Source organism: Cellulomonas sp. HD19AZ1 (assembly GCF_004535805.1).
Lineage (GTDB): Bacteria > Actinomycetota > Actinomycetes > Actinomycetales > Cellulomonadaceae > Cellulomonas > Cellulomonas iranensis.
Window position 1 is genome coordinate 84,711 of the sequence record NZ_SPHX01000008.1, and the last position, 16,677, is coordinate 101,387.

15 protein-coding genes are annotated in these 16,677 nt (G+C 77.8%); 9 read left to right on the forward strand and 6 right to left on the reverse strand.

The window, feature by feature from the left end; all coding sequences use genetic code 11:
- The first annotated feature begins 48 nt into the window (after nucleotides 1–48).
- The 3 genes from E4A51_RS17295 (at nucleotide 49) to E4A51_RS17305 (ending at nucleotide 3,582) form a co-directional block, all read left to right on the forward strand.
- A complete protein-coding gene (locus E4A51_RS17295; protein ID WP_134852488.1) occupies nucleotides 49–921 on the forward strand; it encodes a LamB/YcsF family protein in 873 nt (290 codons plus the stop codon).
- On the forward strand, nucleotides 918–2,660 hold the full coding sequence (locus E4A51_RS17300; protein ID WP_134852489.1) for an urea amidolyase family protein: 1,743 nt from the start codon (nucleotides 918–920) through the stop codon (nucleotides 2,658–2,660). The genes E4A51_RS17295 and E4A51_RS17300 overlap by 4 nt, the downstream gene beginning before the upstream one ends.
- 229 nt (nucleotides 2,661–2,889) lie before the next feature.
- A complete protein-coding gene (locus E4A51_RS17305; protein ID WP_134852490.1) occupies nucleotides 2,890–3,582 on the forward strand; it encodes an anaerobic ribonucleoside-triphosphate reductase activating protein in 693 nt (230 codons plus the stop codon).
- A gap of 25 nt (nucleotides 3,583–3,607) precedes the next feature.
- On the opposite strand, the gene E4A51_RS17310 is transcribed toward E4A51_RS17305, so the two are convergent.
- From E4A51_RS17310 to E4A51_RS17325, 4 genes are all read right to left on the reverse strand, one after another.
- The gene (locus E4A51_RS17310; RefSeq protein WP_070320824.1) at nucleotides 3,608–4,813 is read right to left on the reverse strand and encodes a hypothetical protein; all 1,206 of its coding nucleotides are present in this window, start codon (nucleotides 4,811–4,813) and stop codon (nucleotides 3,608–3,610) included.
- Nucleotides 4,810–5,394, reverse strand: coding sequence for a sigma-70 family RNA polymerase sigma factor (locus tag E4A51_RS17315; protein ID WP_134852491.1), 585 nt, complete (start codon nucleotides 5,392–5,394; stop codon nucleotides 4,810–4,812). The genes E4A51_RS17310 and E4A51_RS17315 overlap by 4 nt, the downstream gene beginning before the upstream one ends.
- 103 nt (nucleotides 5,395–5,497) lie before the next feature.
- A complete protein-coding gene (locus E4A51_RS17320) occupies nucleotides 5,498–6,571 on the reverse strand; it encodes a hypothetical protein (protein WP_070320825.1) in 1,074 nt (357 codons plus the stop codon).
- Nucleotides 6,568–7,140 (reverse strand): SigE family RNA polymerase sigma factor, encoded by a 573-nt coding sequence (locus E4A51_RS17325; RefSeq protein WP_070320826.1) that lies wholly within the window; start codon nucleotides 7,138–7,140, stop codon nucleotides 6,568–6,570. Before E4A51_RS17325 ends, E4A51_RS17320 begins: the two co-directional genes overlap by 4 nt.
- 321 nt (nucleotides 7,141–7,461) lie before the next feature.
- On the opposite strand from E4A51_RS17325, the gene E4A51_RS17330 reads away from it, so the two are divergent.
- A complete protein-coding gene (locus tag E4A51_RS17330; protein WP_070320827.1) occupies nucleotides 7,462–7,797 on the forward strand; it encodes an STAS domain-containing protein in 336 nt (111 codons plus the stop codon).
- A 167-nt stretch (nucleotides 7,798–7,964) separates the two neighbouring features.
- Nucleotides 7,965–10,256 carry a sodium-translocating pyrophosphatase gene (locus E4A51_RS17335; protein WP_134852492.1) on the forward strand — a complete coding sequence of 764 codons (2,292 nt, stop codon included), beginning with the start codon at nucleotides 7,965–7,967 and terminating at the stop codon, nucleotides 10,254–10,256.
- A 79-nt stretch (nucleotides 10,257–10,335) separates the two neighbouring features.
- Here the strand turns inward: E4A51_RS17335 and E4A51_RS17340 are convergent, their stop codons facing one another.
- Complete coding sequence (locus E4A51_RS17340) at nucleotides 10,336–11,031, reverse strand: lipocalin family protein (protein WP_134852493.1); 696 nt, start codon at nucleotides 11,029–11,031, stop codon at nucleotides 10,336–10,338.
- 122 nt (nucleotides 11,032–11,153) lie between these two features.
- On the opposite strand from E4A51_RS17340, the gene E4A51_RS17345 reads away from it, so the two are divergent.
- Nucleotides 11,154–11,915 (forward strand): endonuclease/exonuclease/phosphatase family protein, encoded by a 762-nt coding sequence (locus E4A51_RS17345; protein ID WP_134852494.1) that lies wholly within the window; start codon nucleotides 11,154–11,156, stop codon nucleotides 11,913–11,915.
- 238 nt (nucleotides 11,916–12,153) lie between these two features.
- Here the strand turns inward: E4A51_RS17345 and E4A51_RS17350 are convergent, their stop codons facing one another.
- On the reverse strand, nucleotides 12,154–12,429 hold the full coding sequence (locus E4A51_RS17350; RefSeq protein ID WP_070320939.1) for a hypothetical protein: 276 nt from the start codon (nucleotides 12,427–12,429) through the stop codon (nucleotides 12,154–12,156).
- Nucleotides 12,430–12,774: 345 nt separating this feature from the next.
- Between E4A51_RS17350 and E4A51_RS17355 the strand changes: the two genes are divergently transcribed.
- The 3 genes from E4A51_RS17355 (at nucleotide 12,775) to E4A51_RS17365 (ending at nucleotide 16,636) form a co-directional block, all read left to right on the forward strand.
- The gene (locus tag E4A51_RS17355) at nucleotides 12,775–14,331 is read left to right on the forward strand and encodes a methyltransferase (RefSeq protein WP_134852495.1); all 1,557 of its coding nucleotides are present in this window, start codon (nucleotides 12,775–12,777) and stop codon (nucleotides 14,329–14,331) included.
- A 314-nt stretch (nucleotides 14,332–14,645) separates the two neighbouring features.
- Nucleotides 14,646–15,479 carry a pyrroline-5-carboxylate reductase gene (proC, locus tag E4A51_RS17360; RefSeq protein ID WP_134852496.1) on the forward strand — a complete coding sequence of 278 codons (834 nt, stop codon included), beginning with the start codon at nucleotides 14,646–14,648 and terminating at the stop codon, nucleotides 15,477–15,479.
- A 2-nt stretch (nucleotides 15,480–15,481) separates the two neighbouring features.
- Nucleotides 15,482–16,636 carry a LacI family DNA-binding transcriptional regulator gene (locus E4A51_RS17365; RefSeq protein ID WP_370297512.1) on the forward strand — a complete coding sequence of 385 codons (1,155 nt, stop codon included), beginning with the start codon at nucleotides 15,482–15,484 and terminating at the stop codon, nucleotides 16,634–16,636.
- Nucleotides 16,637–16,677 lie beyond the last annotated feature (41 nt).

The following is a 16,677-nucleotide window of genomic DNA, read 5'->3' on the forward strand; positions in this document are numbered from 1 at the left end:
CGACCCCGAGGCGCCCGGGGTCGGGTGCGCGTGCGGGAGGATCGGGTCATGGCGGCGATCGACCTCAACGCGGACCTCGGCGAGGGGGACGGGCCGTGGCGCGTCGAGCCCCCGGCCGACGAGGCGCTCCTCGACCTCGTGACCAGCGCGAACGTCGCCGCCGGCTACCACGGTGGCGACGCCGCGACCATGGCGGCGACGTGCGCGGGTGCGCTCGCGCGCGGCGTGGCCGTCGGCGCGCACCCGTCGTACGACGACCGCGCCGGGTTCGGCCGTCGCCACGTCGACGTCGCGCCCGACGTGCTGCGGGCGCAGGTGACCGCGCAGCTCGGGGCGCTGGTCGCGGTGGCCGCGAGCGTCGGCGCGCGCGTCACGCACGTCAAGCCGCACGGCGCGCTGTACAACGCGGTCGTGCACGACGCGGTCCAGGCGCGCGCTGTCGTGGACGCGGTCCTCGCGGTCGACCCCGACCTGGCCCTGCTCGGCCTGCCGGGCTCACGCGTGCTCGCGCTCGCGGCCGACGCGGGCCTGCGGACCGTCGTCGAGGCGTTCGTCGACCGCGGGTACCGCGCCGACGGCACGCTCGTGCCGCGCACCGAGCCCGGTGCGCTCGTCACCGACCCGCGGGTCGCCGCCGAGCGCGCCGTCCGGCTCGCGGTCGACGGCGTCGTGACGGCCGTCGACGGCACACCCGTGCGCCTGCGCCCCGACTCGCTGTGCCTGCACTCCGACACCCGGGGCGCCGTGGGGCTCGCGACGGCCGTCCGCGCGGCGCTCGTCGACGCCGGCGTGGACGTCCGGCCGTTCGCCCCGGGCGCTCCGGAGCCGGGCGGCCCCTCCGCGGGCGGAGCACGCACGGCCGCGGCGCGCGCGGTCGGTCGGCGCGCACCCGGACCACCACGGCACGGGCCCACCCCGTGACGACCGTCCAGCCCTACGGCGACGACGCCGTGCTCGTCGAGGTCGCCGACCTCGCCGCCGTGCACGGGATCGACGCCCGGCTGCGCGCGGACCCGCCGCGCGGCGTCGTCGACGTGGTGCCCGCGGCGCGCACGGTGCTGGTCCGCGGCGAGCCGCGCAGCCGTGCGCGGTGGGCGGCCGAGGTCGCGGCGCTCGCCCACGACGCTCAGGACGCCGGCCCGGGGCGTGCACCCGCGCGCACCGTCGAGGTGCCCACCGTGTACGACGGCGCGGACCTCGACGACGTCGCGCGCACGCTCGGGCTGACGGTCGACGAGGTGGTCGCACGGCACCTCGCCGGCGGGCCCGACGGGTACCGGGTCGCGTTCGGCGGCTTCATGCCGGGGTTCGCGTACGTCACCGGCCTCGACCCTGTCCTGCACGTGCCGCGCCTCGCGCGCCCGCGCACGCGGGTCCCGGCGGGCTCGGTGGCCGTCGCGGGCGACCTCACGGCCGTCTACCCGGCGCCGACGCCCGGCGGGTGGCGGCTGCTCGGGCGCGCCGACCTCGCCCTCTTCGACCCGTCCCGCGGCGCCGCGGACGCCGCCCTGCTGCGCGCCGGCGACCGCGTGCGGTTCGTCCGCACCGCCCCGGCGGCGCTCACGGCGGCGCCGCGCCCGCCGGCCGGCGCGCCTGCGGCCGCGGACCCGCCCGCCCCGTCCCCGTCCGCCCCGCCGGTCGCCGCCCCGCCGGCCGCCGCCCCGGCGACCGGGCGACCGGCGTGCGACCCCGACCGCGACGACGACCCCGTGCGCGACGTGCCGCCGCTGCCCCTCGCGCTCACGGTCCTCGCGGCGGGGCCGCTCACGCTCGTGCAGGACGCGGGCCGACCGGGCCTGGCGGCCGTGGGCGTGCCGCGTTCGGGCGCCGCCGACCCCGCCGCGCTCGCTCGTGCGAACCGCCTCGTCGGCAACGCGCGGGACGCGGCCGTGCTCGAGACGGTGCTCGGCGGGCTCGTCGTGCGGTTCGGTGCCGCGACGGCGTTCGCCCTGGTGGGCGCGGTCGACGACGCCGACCTCGACGGTGCGCCCGTGCCGGTCGGGGTCGCGGTGCGGGCGCCGGGGGGTGCGACGCTCACGCTGCACGCGCCCGCACGCGGCCTGCGGTCGTGGCTCGCCGTGCGGGGCGGCGTCGACGTGCCGGGCGTGCTCGGCTCCCGCTCGCGGGACGTGCTGTCGGGCCTCGGCCCGGCGCCGCTGCGCTCCGGTGACGTCCTCGCGTACGGCACGGCGTACGACGGCCTGCCGGAGCCCCCGGCGCCGCCCGACCTCCCCGCGCCCCCCGGCCCCCCGGGCGGTGCCGCGCACGCGCGCGACGCGGTGCACCCCGCACCGCCGGCCGTGGTCCACCTGCCCGCCGTCGAGGGCCCGCGCCTCACGCACCTCGACGCCGCGGGCCGGGCCCGGCTGTGGTCGACCGCCTGGGAGGTCTCGCCCGACAGCAACCGCGTGGCCGTCCGGCTCACGGGCCCGGCGCTCACGCGCGCGGCGGCGGGCGAGCTGCCCTCGGAGGGGCTCGTCGCGGGCGCCGTGCAGGTCCCGCACGACGGCCGTCCCGTGCTGTTCGGCCCCGACCACCCGGTGACGGGCGGCTACCCGGTCGTCGCGGTGCTGACGCCCGACGGCCGGGCCCGGGCCGCGCAGCTGCGCCCGGGTGACCGGGTGCGGCTCGTGCGTGCTCCCGGCGGTGCGTCGGCCTGACGCGCGGACCACGTCCGGGACGTTCGCCCCTGCCGCACCGACCGGCGAGTACGACTCCTGGGCGCGGGAGGCTCCCGCCGGCCGCCGCGCGCGTCGGCGACGTGGCGCCGGGCCGCCGCGAGGTGCTGTGCTCGACACCCACCCGACGAGCACCCGACGAGCGAGGAGCAGCGATGCGGCGACGCACCGACCCGGCCGCCGCGCGCCGCGCACCGGGGGAGCCCCGCGCGTGACCTCGCCGGCCGGGTGGGAGAGCCGGGCGACCTCCGTGCAGGTCGCGGACCTCGTGGCGCTGTCGGCCGACGACTGGCCGGGCCGCCTCGTCGCGACGGCGTACCTGCAGGGCTGCCCGTGGCGGTGCACGTACTGCCACGGCGGTGCGCTGCTCGACCTGACCCTCCCGGGCGCGGTCCCGTGGTCGCACGTCACCGACCTGCTGCGCCGTCGCCGCGGCCTGCTCGACGGGCTGGTCCTCACGGGTGGCGAGCCGACCCGGCAGCCGGGGGTCGTGGCCGCCGCGCGCGAGGTGCGCGCGCTCGGGCTGCTCGTCGCGGTGCACACCGCCGGTGCGTACCCGGCGCGCCTGCCGGACCTGCTGCCGCACGTCGACCGCGTGGTGCTCGACGTCAAGGCGCCCGCCTACCTGTACGGCGCGATCACCCGCGCGGGTGCGGGCGCGGCCGCCGCGGACAAGGCGTTCGCGTCGCTGCGCCTGGTGCTCGACAGCGGCGTCGACCTGCAGGTCCGCACGACGGTCGACCCGGCGGTGCTCGCGCCGGACGACGTCGCCGAGCTCGTCGCCGTCCTCGCGGACCTGGGCGTGCGGGACCACGTGCTGCGCGACGCCCGGCCCGGCCCCGTCGTCGACCCGTACGCGGCCGCGCTCGCCCGCGTCCCACGGGCACGTCTGCACCGCGGCTGAACCTGACTGCCCCGGCGCGCCCGCATCACCCCAGCCGCAGGGGCCACGGCCCGTAGACGAGGTGCTCGCGCGACGCAGCGCCGTCGGCTCCGCGGGGCGTGGTGAGCACCAGGTCGGCCGTGACCCACACCTCGTACTCGCCGGGCGGCAGCGGCGCCCCGGCGTCCGCGTCGGACGCCGCGCACCCGCGCAGGTCGCTCGCGGCCTCGAACGTGCGGGACGCCCCGGCCGGCAGGCTCGCGTCCAGCGCGACGTCCTCGCGCGGGGCCGGCGTCCCGACGACGCGGCCGTCGCGGGTGAGCAGCACGCCGAGGTGCCCGGTCGCACCCGTCACGGCCGCCGTGCCCTCGTTGGTCGCCGTCACCGTGAAGCGCAGCGGCGACCCGGGCGCGGACGTCGACGGGACGTCCGCGTCGAGCGTGACCGCGAACGGGTTGGCCTCCGGGCCGGCGGTCGCCGCCAGGTCGGACGCCGGGGCGCCGCACGTCTCGGGGGAGTCCTGCCCGTGCGCGGCGTCGTCCGACACGCGCACGGGGGCCGTGACCGACGCGCGGCCCGTCGCGGTGCTCCCGTCGGGCTCGGTCCAGGTCACGGTCTGCGTCATGACGACCTCGTAGTCGCCGGCGACGACCTCGGGGTCGCCCTCGCCGTCGGGGTACTGGTCGCACGACACGAGCCGCGCGCCGTAGCCCCAGACGGCGGTCGTGCCGGTGACGGTCCCGTCGCGCTCCCTCTCGATGACGGTCTCGCCGGGGCTGACGACCAGGCGACCGTCCCCGCCGTCCACCCCGACGACGACCCCGTCGCGCACGAGCACGACCTCGACGTCGTCGAAGGCGTCGGGGAGGGCCGCCGCACCGTCGACACGCGTCGACGTCGTCCCCAGCCACGTGCGGTCCGGGCCGACCACGTCGCGGGCCTGCAGCAGCGTCTGCTCGACGCGCCCCGGGGGTGCGACGACGTCGTCCACCGGCTGCCCGCACCGCGCGAACGCCGCGGGCCAGTCGCCCGACGACCCCACGGCCGTGCCGCCCGGCGCGCCCAGCAGCTGCGGCACGGCGACGACGACCGCGCCGACGGTCGCCAGCGCGAGGGTCCCCGTCGCGCCCGCACGTGCGGCCCGGCGTCGCCGCACGCGCGCCCGCACGCGCTCGACCGGCACCTCGTACGCCGCGCCGCGCCGCTCGGCCTCGTCCCGCGCCGCGTCCCACAGGTCGTCGTGCCCGCTCATCGCGCCCCCCTCGTCCGGACCGACACGTCGTCGTCCTCGCCGACGTCCCGCCCCAACCGGTCGGCGAGCTTCGCGGAGGCCGTCGACAGGTACCGCTTGACCGTGCCGTCGGCGAGTCCCATGCGGTGCGCGACCTCGGGGACCGTGAGGTCCTCGACGTGCCGCAGCACCACCGCGACCCGCTCCTGCGGGGCCAGCGCCGCGAGCGCGGCGTGCACGGCCGATCCCGTGCCGACCGCGTCGGCGTGGTCGCGCGACTCGTCGTCGCCGGGGACGTGCAGCAGGTGCCGCACGGCGGCCCAGCGGGCGCGCCGCCGCACGGCGTCGAGGTGCCCGCGCAGCACGGCGGTGCGCACGTAGTGCTCGGCGCCGACCACGTCGGTCCCGCCGCGCACCCGCGCGAACGTGCGGACCAGCGCGTCCTGCACGAGGTCCTCGGCGGTGCGCGCGTCGCCGCACAGCAGGTAGGCGTACCCGAACAGCGCACGACCGCGCTCGCGGGCGAGCCTGTCGAGCACGTCGTCGGGCGCCTCGCGCGGGACGTCGTCCGGCGCGCGTGTCGCCCCCTGCGTCGCCGGCACCCGGACCTCCCGTCGTGGTGACGGGACCGTAGCGCCCGTCACCAGCAAGAGACGCCCGGGCGGGCCGGATCGTTGTACCCGTCGCGCCGCGGACCTCGCCGGGTCAGTCCGTGGGCGTCAGGACGTACACGACGGACGGCTCGCCGTCCGACGTGGACGTCGGGGTGACGCGGACCGACCAGCCGTCGAGGGCGATCCCGCCGTCGGGCCCGTTCAGCACCTCGCCGGCCGCGCCACCCGTGCGCAGCGCGGCGGCGGACAGCATCCTCAGTGCGGCGACCTCGCGGTCGGTCGCGGGTGTCGCGACCTCGACGGTCCACCGGTCGCCGTCGCGCGTCGCGGACACCAGGCGCCCGCCGACGAGCGGCACGCCCGGGGGGAAGTCGGCGGGCAGCGACGAGGCCACCGAGGGCTGCTCGGCAGCGAGCGTGAGGTCGTACGGCCCCACGACCCGTTCGACGCCGTCGGTCCCGGCGTGCGTGGCCCACACCTCGTAGTCGCCCGACGGCAGCGCGCCGCCGGTGTCGCACGCGACGACGTCCACGGTGCTCGTCCAGAGCAGCGAGACCTCGCCGTCCTCGACCACCTGGGACACCAGCAGCCCGGGGACGTCGTCGCCCGACGCCTCCCACGCCGATCCCGCCGCGGCCGCGCGGGACGGGTCGAGCACGGTCTCGGCCACGACGACGTCGTCCCGTGTCAGCACGAGGTCCGGCGACGCGGGCTGCTCCACCGGCACCGTGCCGGTGCCGTCCGGCGTCGCGCCCTCGGGGAGCGGCACCTCGACCTCCACGGCGACCGCGAGCGTCCTGCTCTGCCACGTCCCGAACGACGTCGAGCCCGCCGGGACGGGGACGGTGCCGGCGTCCACGCCGATCGTGAAGCCGGCGTCCCCGGCGTCGTCGCCCGTGCCGGTGAACGAGGTGCCGCACGCTCCCGGCGCCACGGCCGGCGTCGGGTCGACCGTCAGCTGCGGGCCGACGAGGACGACCGCGCCCGCCGCGCTCGCGGCGACCGCCGCCGTCCCGGCGCCCCGCACGGCACGACGTCGTCGCACGCGGCCCGTGAGGCGCCGCACGGTCGCGACTGTGCCGGCCGCGGTGTCGTCGCCGAACGCGGTCGCGTCGCCTGCGGCGTCCGCGATCTCGTGGAGCGCCAGGTCCAGTCGTGTGCTCATCGGGGCCTCCGGGGCGTGACGAGGACGTCGTCGGCGCTGTGCTCGGAGTCGTCGTCGCGCCCGGCCAGGGGGCCGAGCCGTTCCTCGAGCGTGCGCGTGGCGTCGGACAGGTACCGCTTGACGGTGCCGACCGAGAGGGACAACGCGTCGGCGACCTGCGCGACGGTCATGTCCTCGAAGTGCCGCAGGACGATGCACGCGCGCTCGCGCGGCGGCAGCAGCCCGAGGGCCTGCTGCACCGCGAGGCGGGTCGTGACGACGGGTTCCGGCCCGGCGTTCGGCCCGTCGGTGGGGCTCGTCTCGGGGACGACCGCGAGGTGCCGGATCGTCGCCCAGTGCCGTCGACGCCGGAAGTCGTCGACGTACGTCGTGAGGATCGTCCTGCGCACGTAGGCCTCGGCCGACGCGACCTCACGCACGGGGCGCCCGCGCGTGAAGGTCCGGACGAGGGCGTCCTGCACGAGGTCCTCCGCCTCGCGCACGTCGCCGGTGAGCAGGTACGCGTAGCCGGCGAGCGCGCGTCCGCGCGTCCTGACCAGCTCGTCCAGCGCGTCCTGCCAGCCCGTCACTCGTCTCCCGTCGTCCGAGGCGCTCGCCGGACCTCTCTCACGTTGGTCGAGGCGACGCCCCCTGCACGCCGCCTCACTGACCTAGACGAACGACCTCGGCAAAAGGTTGGGGCGCTCACCCCAGTCGTACCCGGACGGGTGCCGTCGCCACCAGGGCCAGCGGCGTGCCGAGGTCCGCCGGGCGGGCTCGAGGACGCCCGGCGGGCCGGGCGCGCGCCCGTCGCCCCGCGTGCGCGACGGTGCGCCGCACCCGGGTACGGCGCCCCGCCGGGGTCCGGGATGCTTGAATTGCGTGCAGGGGTCACCGGGGAGGGGACGTCGATGGACGTACGGGTGACGGCCGAGGACGTGGGCGCCCGCACGGTCGTGCACGTGGCGGGCGAGATCGACGTGTCGTCGGCCGATCGTCTGCGCGAGCGCGTGGCCGCGCTCGTGGCGGAGCAGCGCACCGACCTGGTGATCGACCTGACCGAGGTCACCTTCATGGACTCGACGGGTCTGGGGCTGCTCGTGGGGACCCTCAAGCGTGTCCGCACGGCCGGCGGGCGGCTCGTGCTCGTCGTCGACTCCGAGCGGCTGCTCAAGGTGTTCCGCATCACCGGGCTCGTGCAGGTGTTCACGATCCGCGACACGCTCGCGGCGGCGCTCGCGTCGTGACCCGCCCCGGCGCGTCGCGCCGGGCGGCCCGGCGACGCGCCGCCACGTCGACGACCTGGTGAGACGTGCGTCACACGCGTGGCTAGACTCGCCGGGTCCGGCGGCAACGGGGCCGCGGGGCGGGTGCGTGCAGGGGGTGTCGCACCTCGTCGTCCCGAGGAGGATGCATGCAGCTCGGTGCCACGAGCATCACGATCGTCGCGGTCATCGCCGTGATCGCGCTGGCGGCCCTCGTGGTCGCCGCGGTGCTCCGACGTCAGGTGCTCGCCGCGGGCGAGGGCACGGTCTCGATGCAGCAGATCGCGCAGGCGGTCCAGGAAGGGGCGTCGGCGTACCTCAGCCGGCAGTTCCGCACCCTCGCGCTGTTCGCCGCGATCGTGTGCGCGCTGCTGTTCCTGCTGCCGGGCGACAGCGGCGTGAAGATCGGCCGGTCCCTGTTCTTCCTCGTCGGCGCCGGGTTCTCGGCCGCGATCGGGTTCCTCGGCATGTGGCTCGCGACGCGCGCGAACCTGCGCGTCGCCGCAGCCGCGTCCCGGCCGGGCGGCCGGGCCGAGGGGGCGCGCATCGCGTTCCGCACCGGCGGCGTCGTCGGCATGGCCGTCGTGGGGCTGGGCCTGCTCGGGGCCGCCGGCGTCGTGCTGCTGTACGGCGGCGAGGCGCCCGCCGTCCTCGAGGGCTTCGGGTTCGGCGCCGCGCTGCTCGCCATGTTCATGCGCGTCGGCGGCGGCATCTTCACCAAGGCCGCCGACGTCGGCGCCGACCTCGTCGGCAAGGTCGAGCAGAACATCCCCGAGGACGACCCGCGCAACGCCGCGACGATCGCCGACAACGTGGGCGACAACGTCGGCGACTGCGCGGGCATGGCCGCCGACCTGTTCGAGTCCTACGCCGTGACGCTCGTCGCCGCGCTCATCCTGGGCCGCGCCGCGTTCGGCGAGCAGGGCATGGTCTTCCCGCTCGTCGTCACCGCGGTCGGCGCGCTCGTCGCGGCGCTCGGCGTCGCGATCACGCGCGTGCGCGGCGAGGAGTCCGGGCTCACGGCCATCAACCGCGGGTTCTACGTCTCGGCGCTCGTCGGCGTGCTGCTCGCCGCCGTCGCCGCCTACGCGTACCTGCCGTCGTCGTTCGCGGCGCTCACGGGCGGCACCGCGGGGCTCGAGACCCACGGCGGCGACCCGCGGCTCGTCGCGTCCGCCGCCGTGCTCGTCGGCGTCGTCCTCGCGGGCGTCATCCTGTGGGTCACCGGCTACTTCACCGGCACCACGAGCAAGCCGACGCTGCACGTCGCGCGCACCACGCTCACGGGGCCGGCCACCGTCGTGCTGTCGGGCATCGGCGTGGGGTTCGAGTCCGCCGTCTACACCGCGGGCATCATCGCGGCCGCGATCTGCGGCGTCTTCCTGCTGGCGGGCGGGTCCGTGCCGCTCGCGCTCTTCCTCATCGCGCTCGCGGGCTGCGGCCTGCTGACGACGGTCGGCGTGATCGTCGCGATGGACACGTTCGGGCCCGTGAGCGACAACGCGCAGGGCATCGCCGAGATGTCGGGCGACGTCAGCGACGAGGGCGCGCAGATCCTCACCGACCTCGACGCGGTCGGCAACACCACCAAGGCCGTCACCAAGGGCATCGCGATCGCCACGGCCGTGCTCGCGGCGACCGCGCTGTTCGGGTCGTACGCCGACGCGGTCACGCACGCGCTCGCCGACATCCGCGGCGAGGTCGGCGACGACCTCGTGGCGGCCATGCTGTCGTACGACATCATCAGCCCCGTCACGCTCGTCGGCGTGATCCTCGGCGGCGCGACCGTCTTCCTGTTCTCGGGCCTCGCGGTCGACGCCGTGACCCGCGCGGCGGGCGCGATCGTGTTCGAGGTGCGGCGCCAGTTCCGCGAGCACCCCGGCATCATGACCGGCGAGGTGCGGCCCGAGTACGGCCGCGTCGTCGACATCTGCACGCGCGACTCGCTGCGCGAGCTCGCGACCCCCGGCCTGCTGGCCGCGTTCGCGCCGATCGCCGTCGGGTTCGGGCTCGGCGTGGGGCCGCTCGCCGGGTTCCTCGCCGGTGCGATCGGGTCCGGCGTGCTCATGGCCGTGTTCCTCGCGAACTCGGGCGGCACGTGGGACAACGCCAAGAAGATCATCGAGGACGGGAACTACGGCGGGAAGGGTTCGCCCGCGCACGCCGCGGCCGTCATCGGCGACACCGTCGGCGACCCGTTCAAGGACACCGCCGGGCCCGCGATCAACCCGCTCATCAAGGTCATGAACCTCGTGTCGGTGCTCATCGCGCCCGCCGTGGTCGTCGTCTCCGTCGGCGACGACGCCAACCACGTCGTGCGGCTCTCCATCGCGGTCGTCGCGACGGCCGTCGCGTTCGGCGCGGTCATCGCCTCGCGCGTGCGCGCCGCCCGGGTGGACCGCGAGGGCCGGCTCGAGCACGAGACGCAGCTCGTCGGCTGAACCTCGTCGCGACGGTCCGGGCCCGCCCCCGCACGAGGGGGGCGGGCCCGGCAGCGTCCGGTCGCGTCGGTCCGGGCGGTCAGCGGCGCAGCGTGTAGCTGATCGTCACGGGGTCGCCGCCCTCGTCCTGCGTGAGGTCCGCCGCGAGCATCAGGGTGTCGTCCGAGCACGTCGCCGTCGACAGCGTCGGCGGCAGCGCCTCGATCGCGTCCTCGGGCGCGCCCGGCGGCACGTCGAGGGTCTCGCCGTCCATCTCCGCCGTCGTCGTCACGTCGAGCCCGCTGCTGTCGACGTCCGAGATCGTCAGCCGGTCGCCGTCGAGCGACCACGCACCCGTGAGGTCGCCGCTCGACTCCGACCGCGACGTCAGCTCGGTCTCGTCGGACCGCATCGTCATGCCCGACGTCGAGTCGACCGTCGCCGCGAAGGACCCGTCGGCCTCGAACTCGTAGGTCGACGTGCCCGACACCGTGACCTCCACGGCGTCGTCGTCCGCGGCGGCGAACAGCTGCGCGAGGTCGTCCTGCATCGCGGCCAGGTCGAGGCGCCACGTGCCCGCGAGGCACTCGGCGGTGGCCGGCGGCAGCGGCTCGGCGGGGGCCGCGTCGGGGGCGCTCGAGGCCTCGCCCGCGGACCCGCCCGACGGTCCGGCCGTGCCGGGCGGCGTCGGGTCGTCCGCACCGCCCGTGCAGGCGGTCAGCAGCAGGGCGGCGGCGGCCGTGACGGCCAGGGTCGGCGTACGTCGCACGGCGTCGTCCTCTCGTCGTGCGCTCACGCGCGCGGATCGGTGGATCGGCCCAACCTACGTCGGGCTCGGTGCCGCGTGCAGGGCGCGGGGCCGCGGCGACGGGCTCGGGTACCCTCGCCGCACGCCCGGGGGGACGGACGGAGGACGCGGTGGACGCCCACGGCACGACGCGCGACGACGGCGCGCAGCGCGACACCCGACGGGCAGGGCCCGCGACCGACGCCCCGGCCGCCGCCCTGCGCGTCATGACGTACAACCTGCGCGGCCTGCGCGAGCAGGTGGACGCGCTCGTCGACGTGGTCCGCTCCGCGCGCCCCGACGTGCTCGCCGTGCAGGAGCCGCCGCGCGGGCTCACCGGCCGGTGGCGGCTGCGCCGGTTCGCGGCGCGCACCGGGCTGCGGGTCGCGGTCGGCGGGGGCGGGGCGCGGACGACCGCGCTGCTCGTGGCGCCGCACCGGTCCGTGCGCGACGCCGCGGCGGTGCGCCTGCCGTGGCGTCCCGGGCTCACGCGCCGCGGCTCGTCGACCGCGCGCGTCGACGGGGTCCGCGTGGTGGTTGTGCACCTCGGCCTGCGCGCCGACGAGCGCGCGCGCCACGTCGCGCTCGTGCTGCGGCGCGTCGTCGGCCGCGACGACGCGCCGGTCGTCGTGGCGGGGGACCTCAACGAGCGTCCGGGCGGGCCGTCGTGGGTGACGCTCGGGGCCGCGCGCGGCGGGCTGCACGACGCGGCCGTCGTCGCGTCGGCCGAGCACGCGACCTACCCGGCCGCGGCGCCCCGCGTGCGCATCGACGTCGTCCTCGTCGACCACCGGATCCCCGTGCTGGGCGCGCGCGTGCCCGACGACCCGGCCGTGGGTGTCGCGAGCGACCACCGTCCCCTCGTCGTCGACCTGCAGGCACCCACGCGCTGAGCGACGCCACGCGGGCTCGCCGAGGGACGCCGTCGGCGCGCCTGACGACCTCGTCGGTGCGCTGGGTGACGTCAGCCGTGCGCGGGACGACGGCACCCGCGCGTCCCGGCGCGGGCGGCACCGCGACGGACGGCAGCCGCACGGGTGAGCGCCGCCCGGCGCGACGGCGACTCGGCCGGGCACTCGGCCGCGGTCGACGGTCCGGACGCAGGAGGGACACGACCCGCCGCCCCGCGCGTCAGGGGGTCGCTCGACCCCCCGGTGCCGCGTCGTCGAGCGGGTCGCGGTGGTCGACCGTGAGCTCGACCTGCGGGCCGTTGCCGCCGTACCGCACGGGCCCGGTGTCGGGTCGCGCCAGCACGACGCCTTGCACCCGGTCGGCGCCGTCGAGCGCGATCCGGGCTCCCTCGGCCGCCGAACCGCCGCGCCGGCGGGCACGCACGCCCCGCACGACGACCCCGACGACGATCGCCGTCGCGAGCGCGATCACGGCCACTGTCTGCACGATGTCCACGGCGACACCCCTCGTCCCACCGTAGCCGGGACCCCGGCGCCTCGGCGGTGGTTCGGGCCGCCGTCCGCCTGCGCTCGTCCGTCGGCTGGGCTCGTCCGCCTGCGCTCGTCCGTCCCCCTGAACCGTCTGCTGGCGTCGGTCCGTGTGCGCCGGCCTGCCGTGCCCCCGCCGGTTCGCGCCGACCTCGTCGTCGGCGTCCGTGCGCCTGAGCCGCGAGCGCGCGCGTCCCCGAGCGCGGTGGTCGTCCGTCGAGTGCGGTACAGATGCGTACCGCGCTCGGCGCACGAGTACCGCGCTCGGCGCACGGGTGCTCGGCGGCGCGGGCGCGGCTGCGACGATGGGGGCGTGAGCACCCCGCCCGCCCCGGTCGTCGTCCCCGAGCTCGTCGCCGCTCTGCGCGCCGACCTCACGGCGGCGGCGTACACCGTCGAGCACGTCGAGGACCTGCTCGGCCCCGTCGCGGCGGGAGCCCTCGACCGCGGCGAGGCGCTGCCCGCGCTGCGCGCGACCGATCCGGCGGCACCGACGGGCGGCGACCCCGCGGCGGTGCTCACGCGGTGCTTCGTGCTGGGCGTCCCGGTGCCGGTGCGCGCGCTCGCCGCGGCCCTGCCCGGGGTGGGCGTCGAGGGCGCCGCGCTGCTGGGGCTCGTCGACGCCGCCGGGCGCGGACCCGACGACGAGGTCCGCGCGCGCGTCGACCTGCGCCCCTACGCCGCCAGCGACGGCGCGGGCGAGGCCGCCTGGTGGGTCGTGTCCGACCTCGGCGAGCTCGCGACCGGCGGTGCGCTGCGCACCGACCACGTGCTGGGCGTCGGCGGCGCGTCGGTCACGCTCGCGCAGGCGACCGTGCGCGACCCGCGCCGCCGCGTGCTGGACCTCGGCACGGGCTGCGGCGTGCAGGCGCTGCACGCGAGCCGGCACGCCGAGCACGTCGTCGCGACCGACCTGTCGACGCGAGCGCTCGCGTTCGCGGCGTTCACGACCGCGCTCGCGGGCCTCGGGCCCGACCGGGTCGAGCTGCGCGCAGGGTCGATGCTCGAGCCCGTCACCGACGACACGTTCGACCTGGTCGTCAGCAACCCGCCGTTCGTCATCACGCCGCGGCGTGCCGACGTGCCGGCCTACGACTACCGGGACGGCGGACGCGCGGGCGATGACCTCGTGCGCGACCTCGTCACGGGCGTCGGCGCCGTGCTCGCCCCCGGTGGCGTCGCGCAGATGCTCGCCAACTGGGAGATCCGCGACGGCGAGGAGTGGCACGAGCGGATCGGGGCGTGGGTCGACGCGTCCGGGCTGGACGCGTGGGTCGTGCAGCGCGACGAGCAGGACCCCGCGCAGTACGCCGAGACGTGGATCCGCGACGGCGGCACGACGCCCGCCGACCGGGCCGCGTGGACGGCACGGTACGGCGCGTGGCTCGACGATCTCGCGTCGCGCGACGTCGCGTCGGTCGGCTTCGGGATCGTCACGCTCCGCCGCCCGGCCACGGGCCGTCCGACGCTGCGGCGGCTCGAGTCGCAGACCGGGTCGCTGCGGCAGCCGCTCGGCCCGGTGCTCGCGGCCGGGCTCGCGGCGCACGACGCCGTCACCGCGCTGTCCGACGACGACCTCGCGGCCCGGTACCTCACGGTCGCGCCCGACGTCACCGAGGAGCGGTACCTCGAGCCGGGCGCCGTGGACCCGCGGGTCGTGCTGCTGCGGCAGGGCGGCGGGTTCGGGCGGACCGTGCAGGCCGGGACCGCGCTCGCGGCGTTCGTCGGTGCGTGCGACGGCGAGCTCACGGCCGGGCAGATCGTCGGCGCGCTCGGTGCGCTGCTCGACGTGCCCGCGGCCGACGTGGCCGCCGACGTCCTGCCGAGCGTCCGCGGGCTGCTGGCCGACGGCCTGCTCACGCTCGCCTGACGCCTGACGCCTGACGCCTGACGCCTGACGCCTGACGCCTGACGCCTGCCACCTGACGCCGGCGCGGGCCTTCCCCGTCCCCGTCTCGGCGGGCCGTGCGGCGTTGCGGCCGCCAGGACGCCGGAACGCCGCACGGCGTCGGGGTGCCGACGGGTGCGGGACGGCGTCGCCGGGCCGCGCCGCGACCGCGGCGCCCCGCCACGGAGACCGCGGCGCCCCGGACCGCTGCGCGGAACCCCGCGAGCCGCACGGGCTCTGGTCGTAGGCTCACCCAGGGCCGTCGCGGAGCGGCCGTGAGCGGTGACGGAGGCGCGATGACGACGCAGGCCACGCAGGACCCCGGTGCGACGCCCGCGGTGGCGGTGCTCGGCGGCGGCGTGATGGGCGGGACGCTCGTCGCGGCGCTGCGGCAGGGCGGCTGGCCGGGCGACCGCGTGACGGTCGTCGACCAGGACGCGGCGAAGGCCGCGGCGCTCGCCGACGAGCACGACGTGCGGACCGCGACGCTGCCGGACGCCGTCGCGGCCGCCGACGTCGTGCTGGTCGCCGTCAAGCCCGACGTGGTGCCCGCGGTGCTCGAGCAGGTCGCACCCGTGCTGCGCGGCGGCGCGCTCGTCACGAGCGTCGCGGCGGGCGTGCCGCTGCGCGTCTACGAGGACGCGCTGCCCGCCGGGACGCCCGTGGTCCGGGTCATGCCGAACACCCCGGCGCTCATCGGCAAGGGTGCGAGCGCGATCGCGCCCGGGCGCGCCGCGGAGGAGGGGCACCTCGTGCTCGTCGAGCGCGTGCTCGCGGCGACGGGGCTGGTCGAGCGGGTCGCCGAGAAGCACCTCGACGCGGTCACGGCGCTGTCCGGGTCGGGCCCCGCGTACGCGTTCTACGTGGTCGACGCGCTCGCCGAGGCGGGCGTGCTGCTGGGGCTGCCGCGCGACCTGGCGACGCGGCTCGCGGTCGCGACCGTCGAGGGTGCGGCCGCGATGGTCGCGCAGACGGGCGACCACCCGGCGGTGCTGCGCGAGCGCGTGTCGTCGCCGGGCGGCACGACCGTCGCGGGCGTCGCGGCGCTCGACGCGCACGCGGTCCGGGCGGGGCTCGTCGCGGCGGTGCGTGCGGCGGCCGACCGCTCGCGCGAGCTGGGCGCGGGCTGACCGTGGCCGACGACGCGTCGCCCGTCACCGAGGGCTGCGCCGACCCCGCACGCACCGCCGCGGAGCACGCGGTGCCGGTGCCGCGCGCGGCCGCCGCGTCCACGGGCCCGGTCGGCGGCACGGCCCCGACCTCGCGGGCCCGCACGTCCCGCGAGGGTCGCCCGCCCGCGATGAACGACGTCGCGGCGCTCGCGGGCGTGAGCCACCAGACGGTGTCGCGCGTGCTCAACGACCACCCGAGCGTGCGCCCGGCGACGCGTGAGCGCGTGCTCGACGCGATCGCGACGCTCGGGTACCGGCCCAACCTCGCGGCGCGCGCGCTCGTGACGCGGCGCACCGGCACGATCGGCGTCATCACGCCCGCGACCGTGCTGTTCGGCCCGACGAGCACCCTGGTCGCGATCGAGCGTGCGGCGCGCGACGTGGGGCACTACGTGTCGGTCGCGACGCTGCGGGACTTCAGCGGCCGCGAGGTCGGCGACGCGGTCGAGCACTTCCTCGCGCAGGGCGTCGACGGCGTCGTCGTCGTGGCCCCGAGCACGGAAACGATCGACGCGGTCGCGGACGTGCGGGCGCCCGTGCCGGTGGTGCTGGTGACGTCCGGGCGCGAGGGCGTCGCGGTGCCGACGGTCGCGGTGGACCAGGTCGCGGGCGGGCGGCTCGCGACCGAGCACCTGCTGGCGTCGGGCCGGCGGACGGTCGTGCATGTCGCGGGGCCGCTCGAGTGGTACGACGCGCGGGACCGGCTGCGGGGCTGGCAGGAGGCGCACGAGGCGGCGGGGCTCGCGGTCCCGCAGCACCGCGTGGGCGGGTGGCGCGCGGCGGACGGGTTCGCGGTGGGTCGCGCGCTGGTGCGTGACGGGCTGCCGGACGCGGTGTTCGCGGCGAACGACCAGCTCGCGCTGGGTCTGCTCGCGGCGTTCGCCGGGGCGGGCGTCCGTGTGCCGGAGGACGTCGCGGTGGTGGGGTTCGACGACGAGCCGGGTGCGGAGTTCTACGCGCCGCCGCTGACGACGGTGCGGCAGGACTTCGCGGAGCTGGGCCGGCGGGCCGTCGCGGCGCTGGTCGAGGCGATGGGCGGGCGCGTGCCCGAGGTCGCGTCGATCGCACCCGAGCTCGTGGTCCGCGCGTCGTCCGGGTCCGGGCGGGACGTCTGACCCGGGTGCTGGCACCACCGCCATGTGAGCGTTAACATGAC

Bases quoted from the DNA above. Each gene is read 5' to 3' on its own strand.
- E4A51_RS17295 (WP_134852488.1), top strand. From the start codon at position 49: ATGGCGGCGATCGACCTCAACGCGGACCTCGGCGAGGGGGACGGGCCG.
- E4A51_RS17310 (WP_070320824.1), bottom strand. From the start codon at position 4,813: ATGAGCGGGCACGACGACCTGTGGGACGCGGCGCGGGACGAGGCCGAG.
- E4A51_RS17320 (WP_070320825.1), bottom strand. From the start codon at position 6,571: ATGAGCACACGACTGGACCTGGCGCTCCACGAGATCGCGGACGCCGCA.
- E4A51_RS17330 (WP_070320827.1), top strand. From the start codon at position 7,462: ATGGACGTACGGGTGACGGCCGAGGACGTGGGCGCCCGCACGGTCGTG.
- E4A51_RS17335 (WP_134852492.1), top strand. From the start codon at position 7,965: ATGCAGCTCGGTGCCACGAGCATCACGATCGTCGCGGTCATCGCCGTG.
- proC (WP_134852496.1), top strand. From the start codon at position 14,646: ATGACGACGCAGGCCACGCAGGACCCCGGTGCGACGCCCGCGGTGGCG.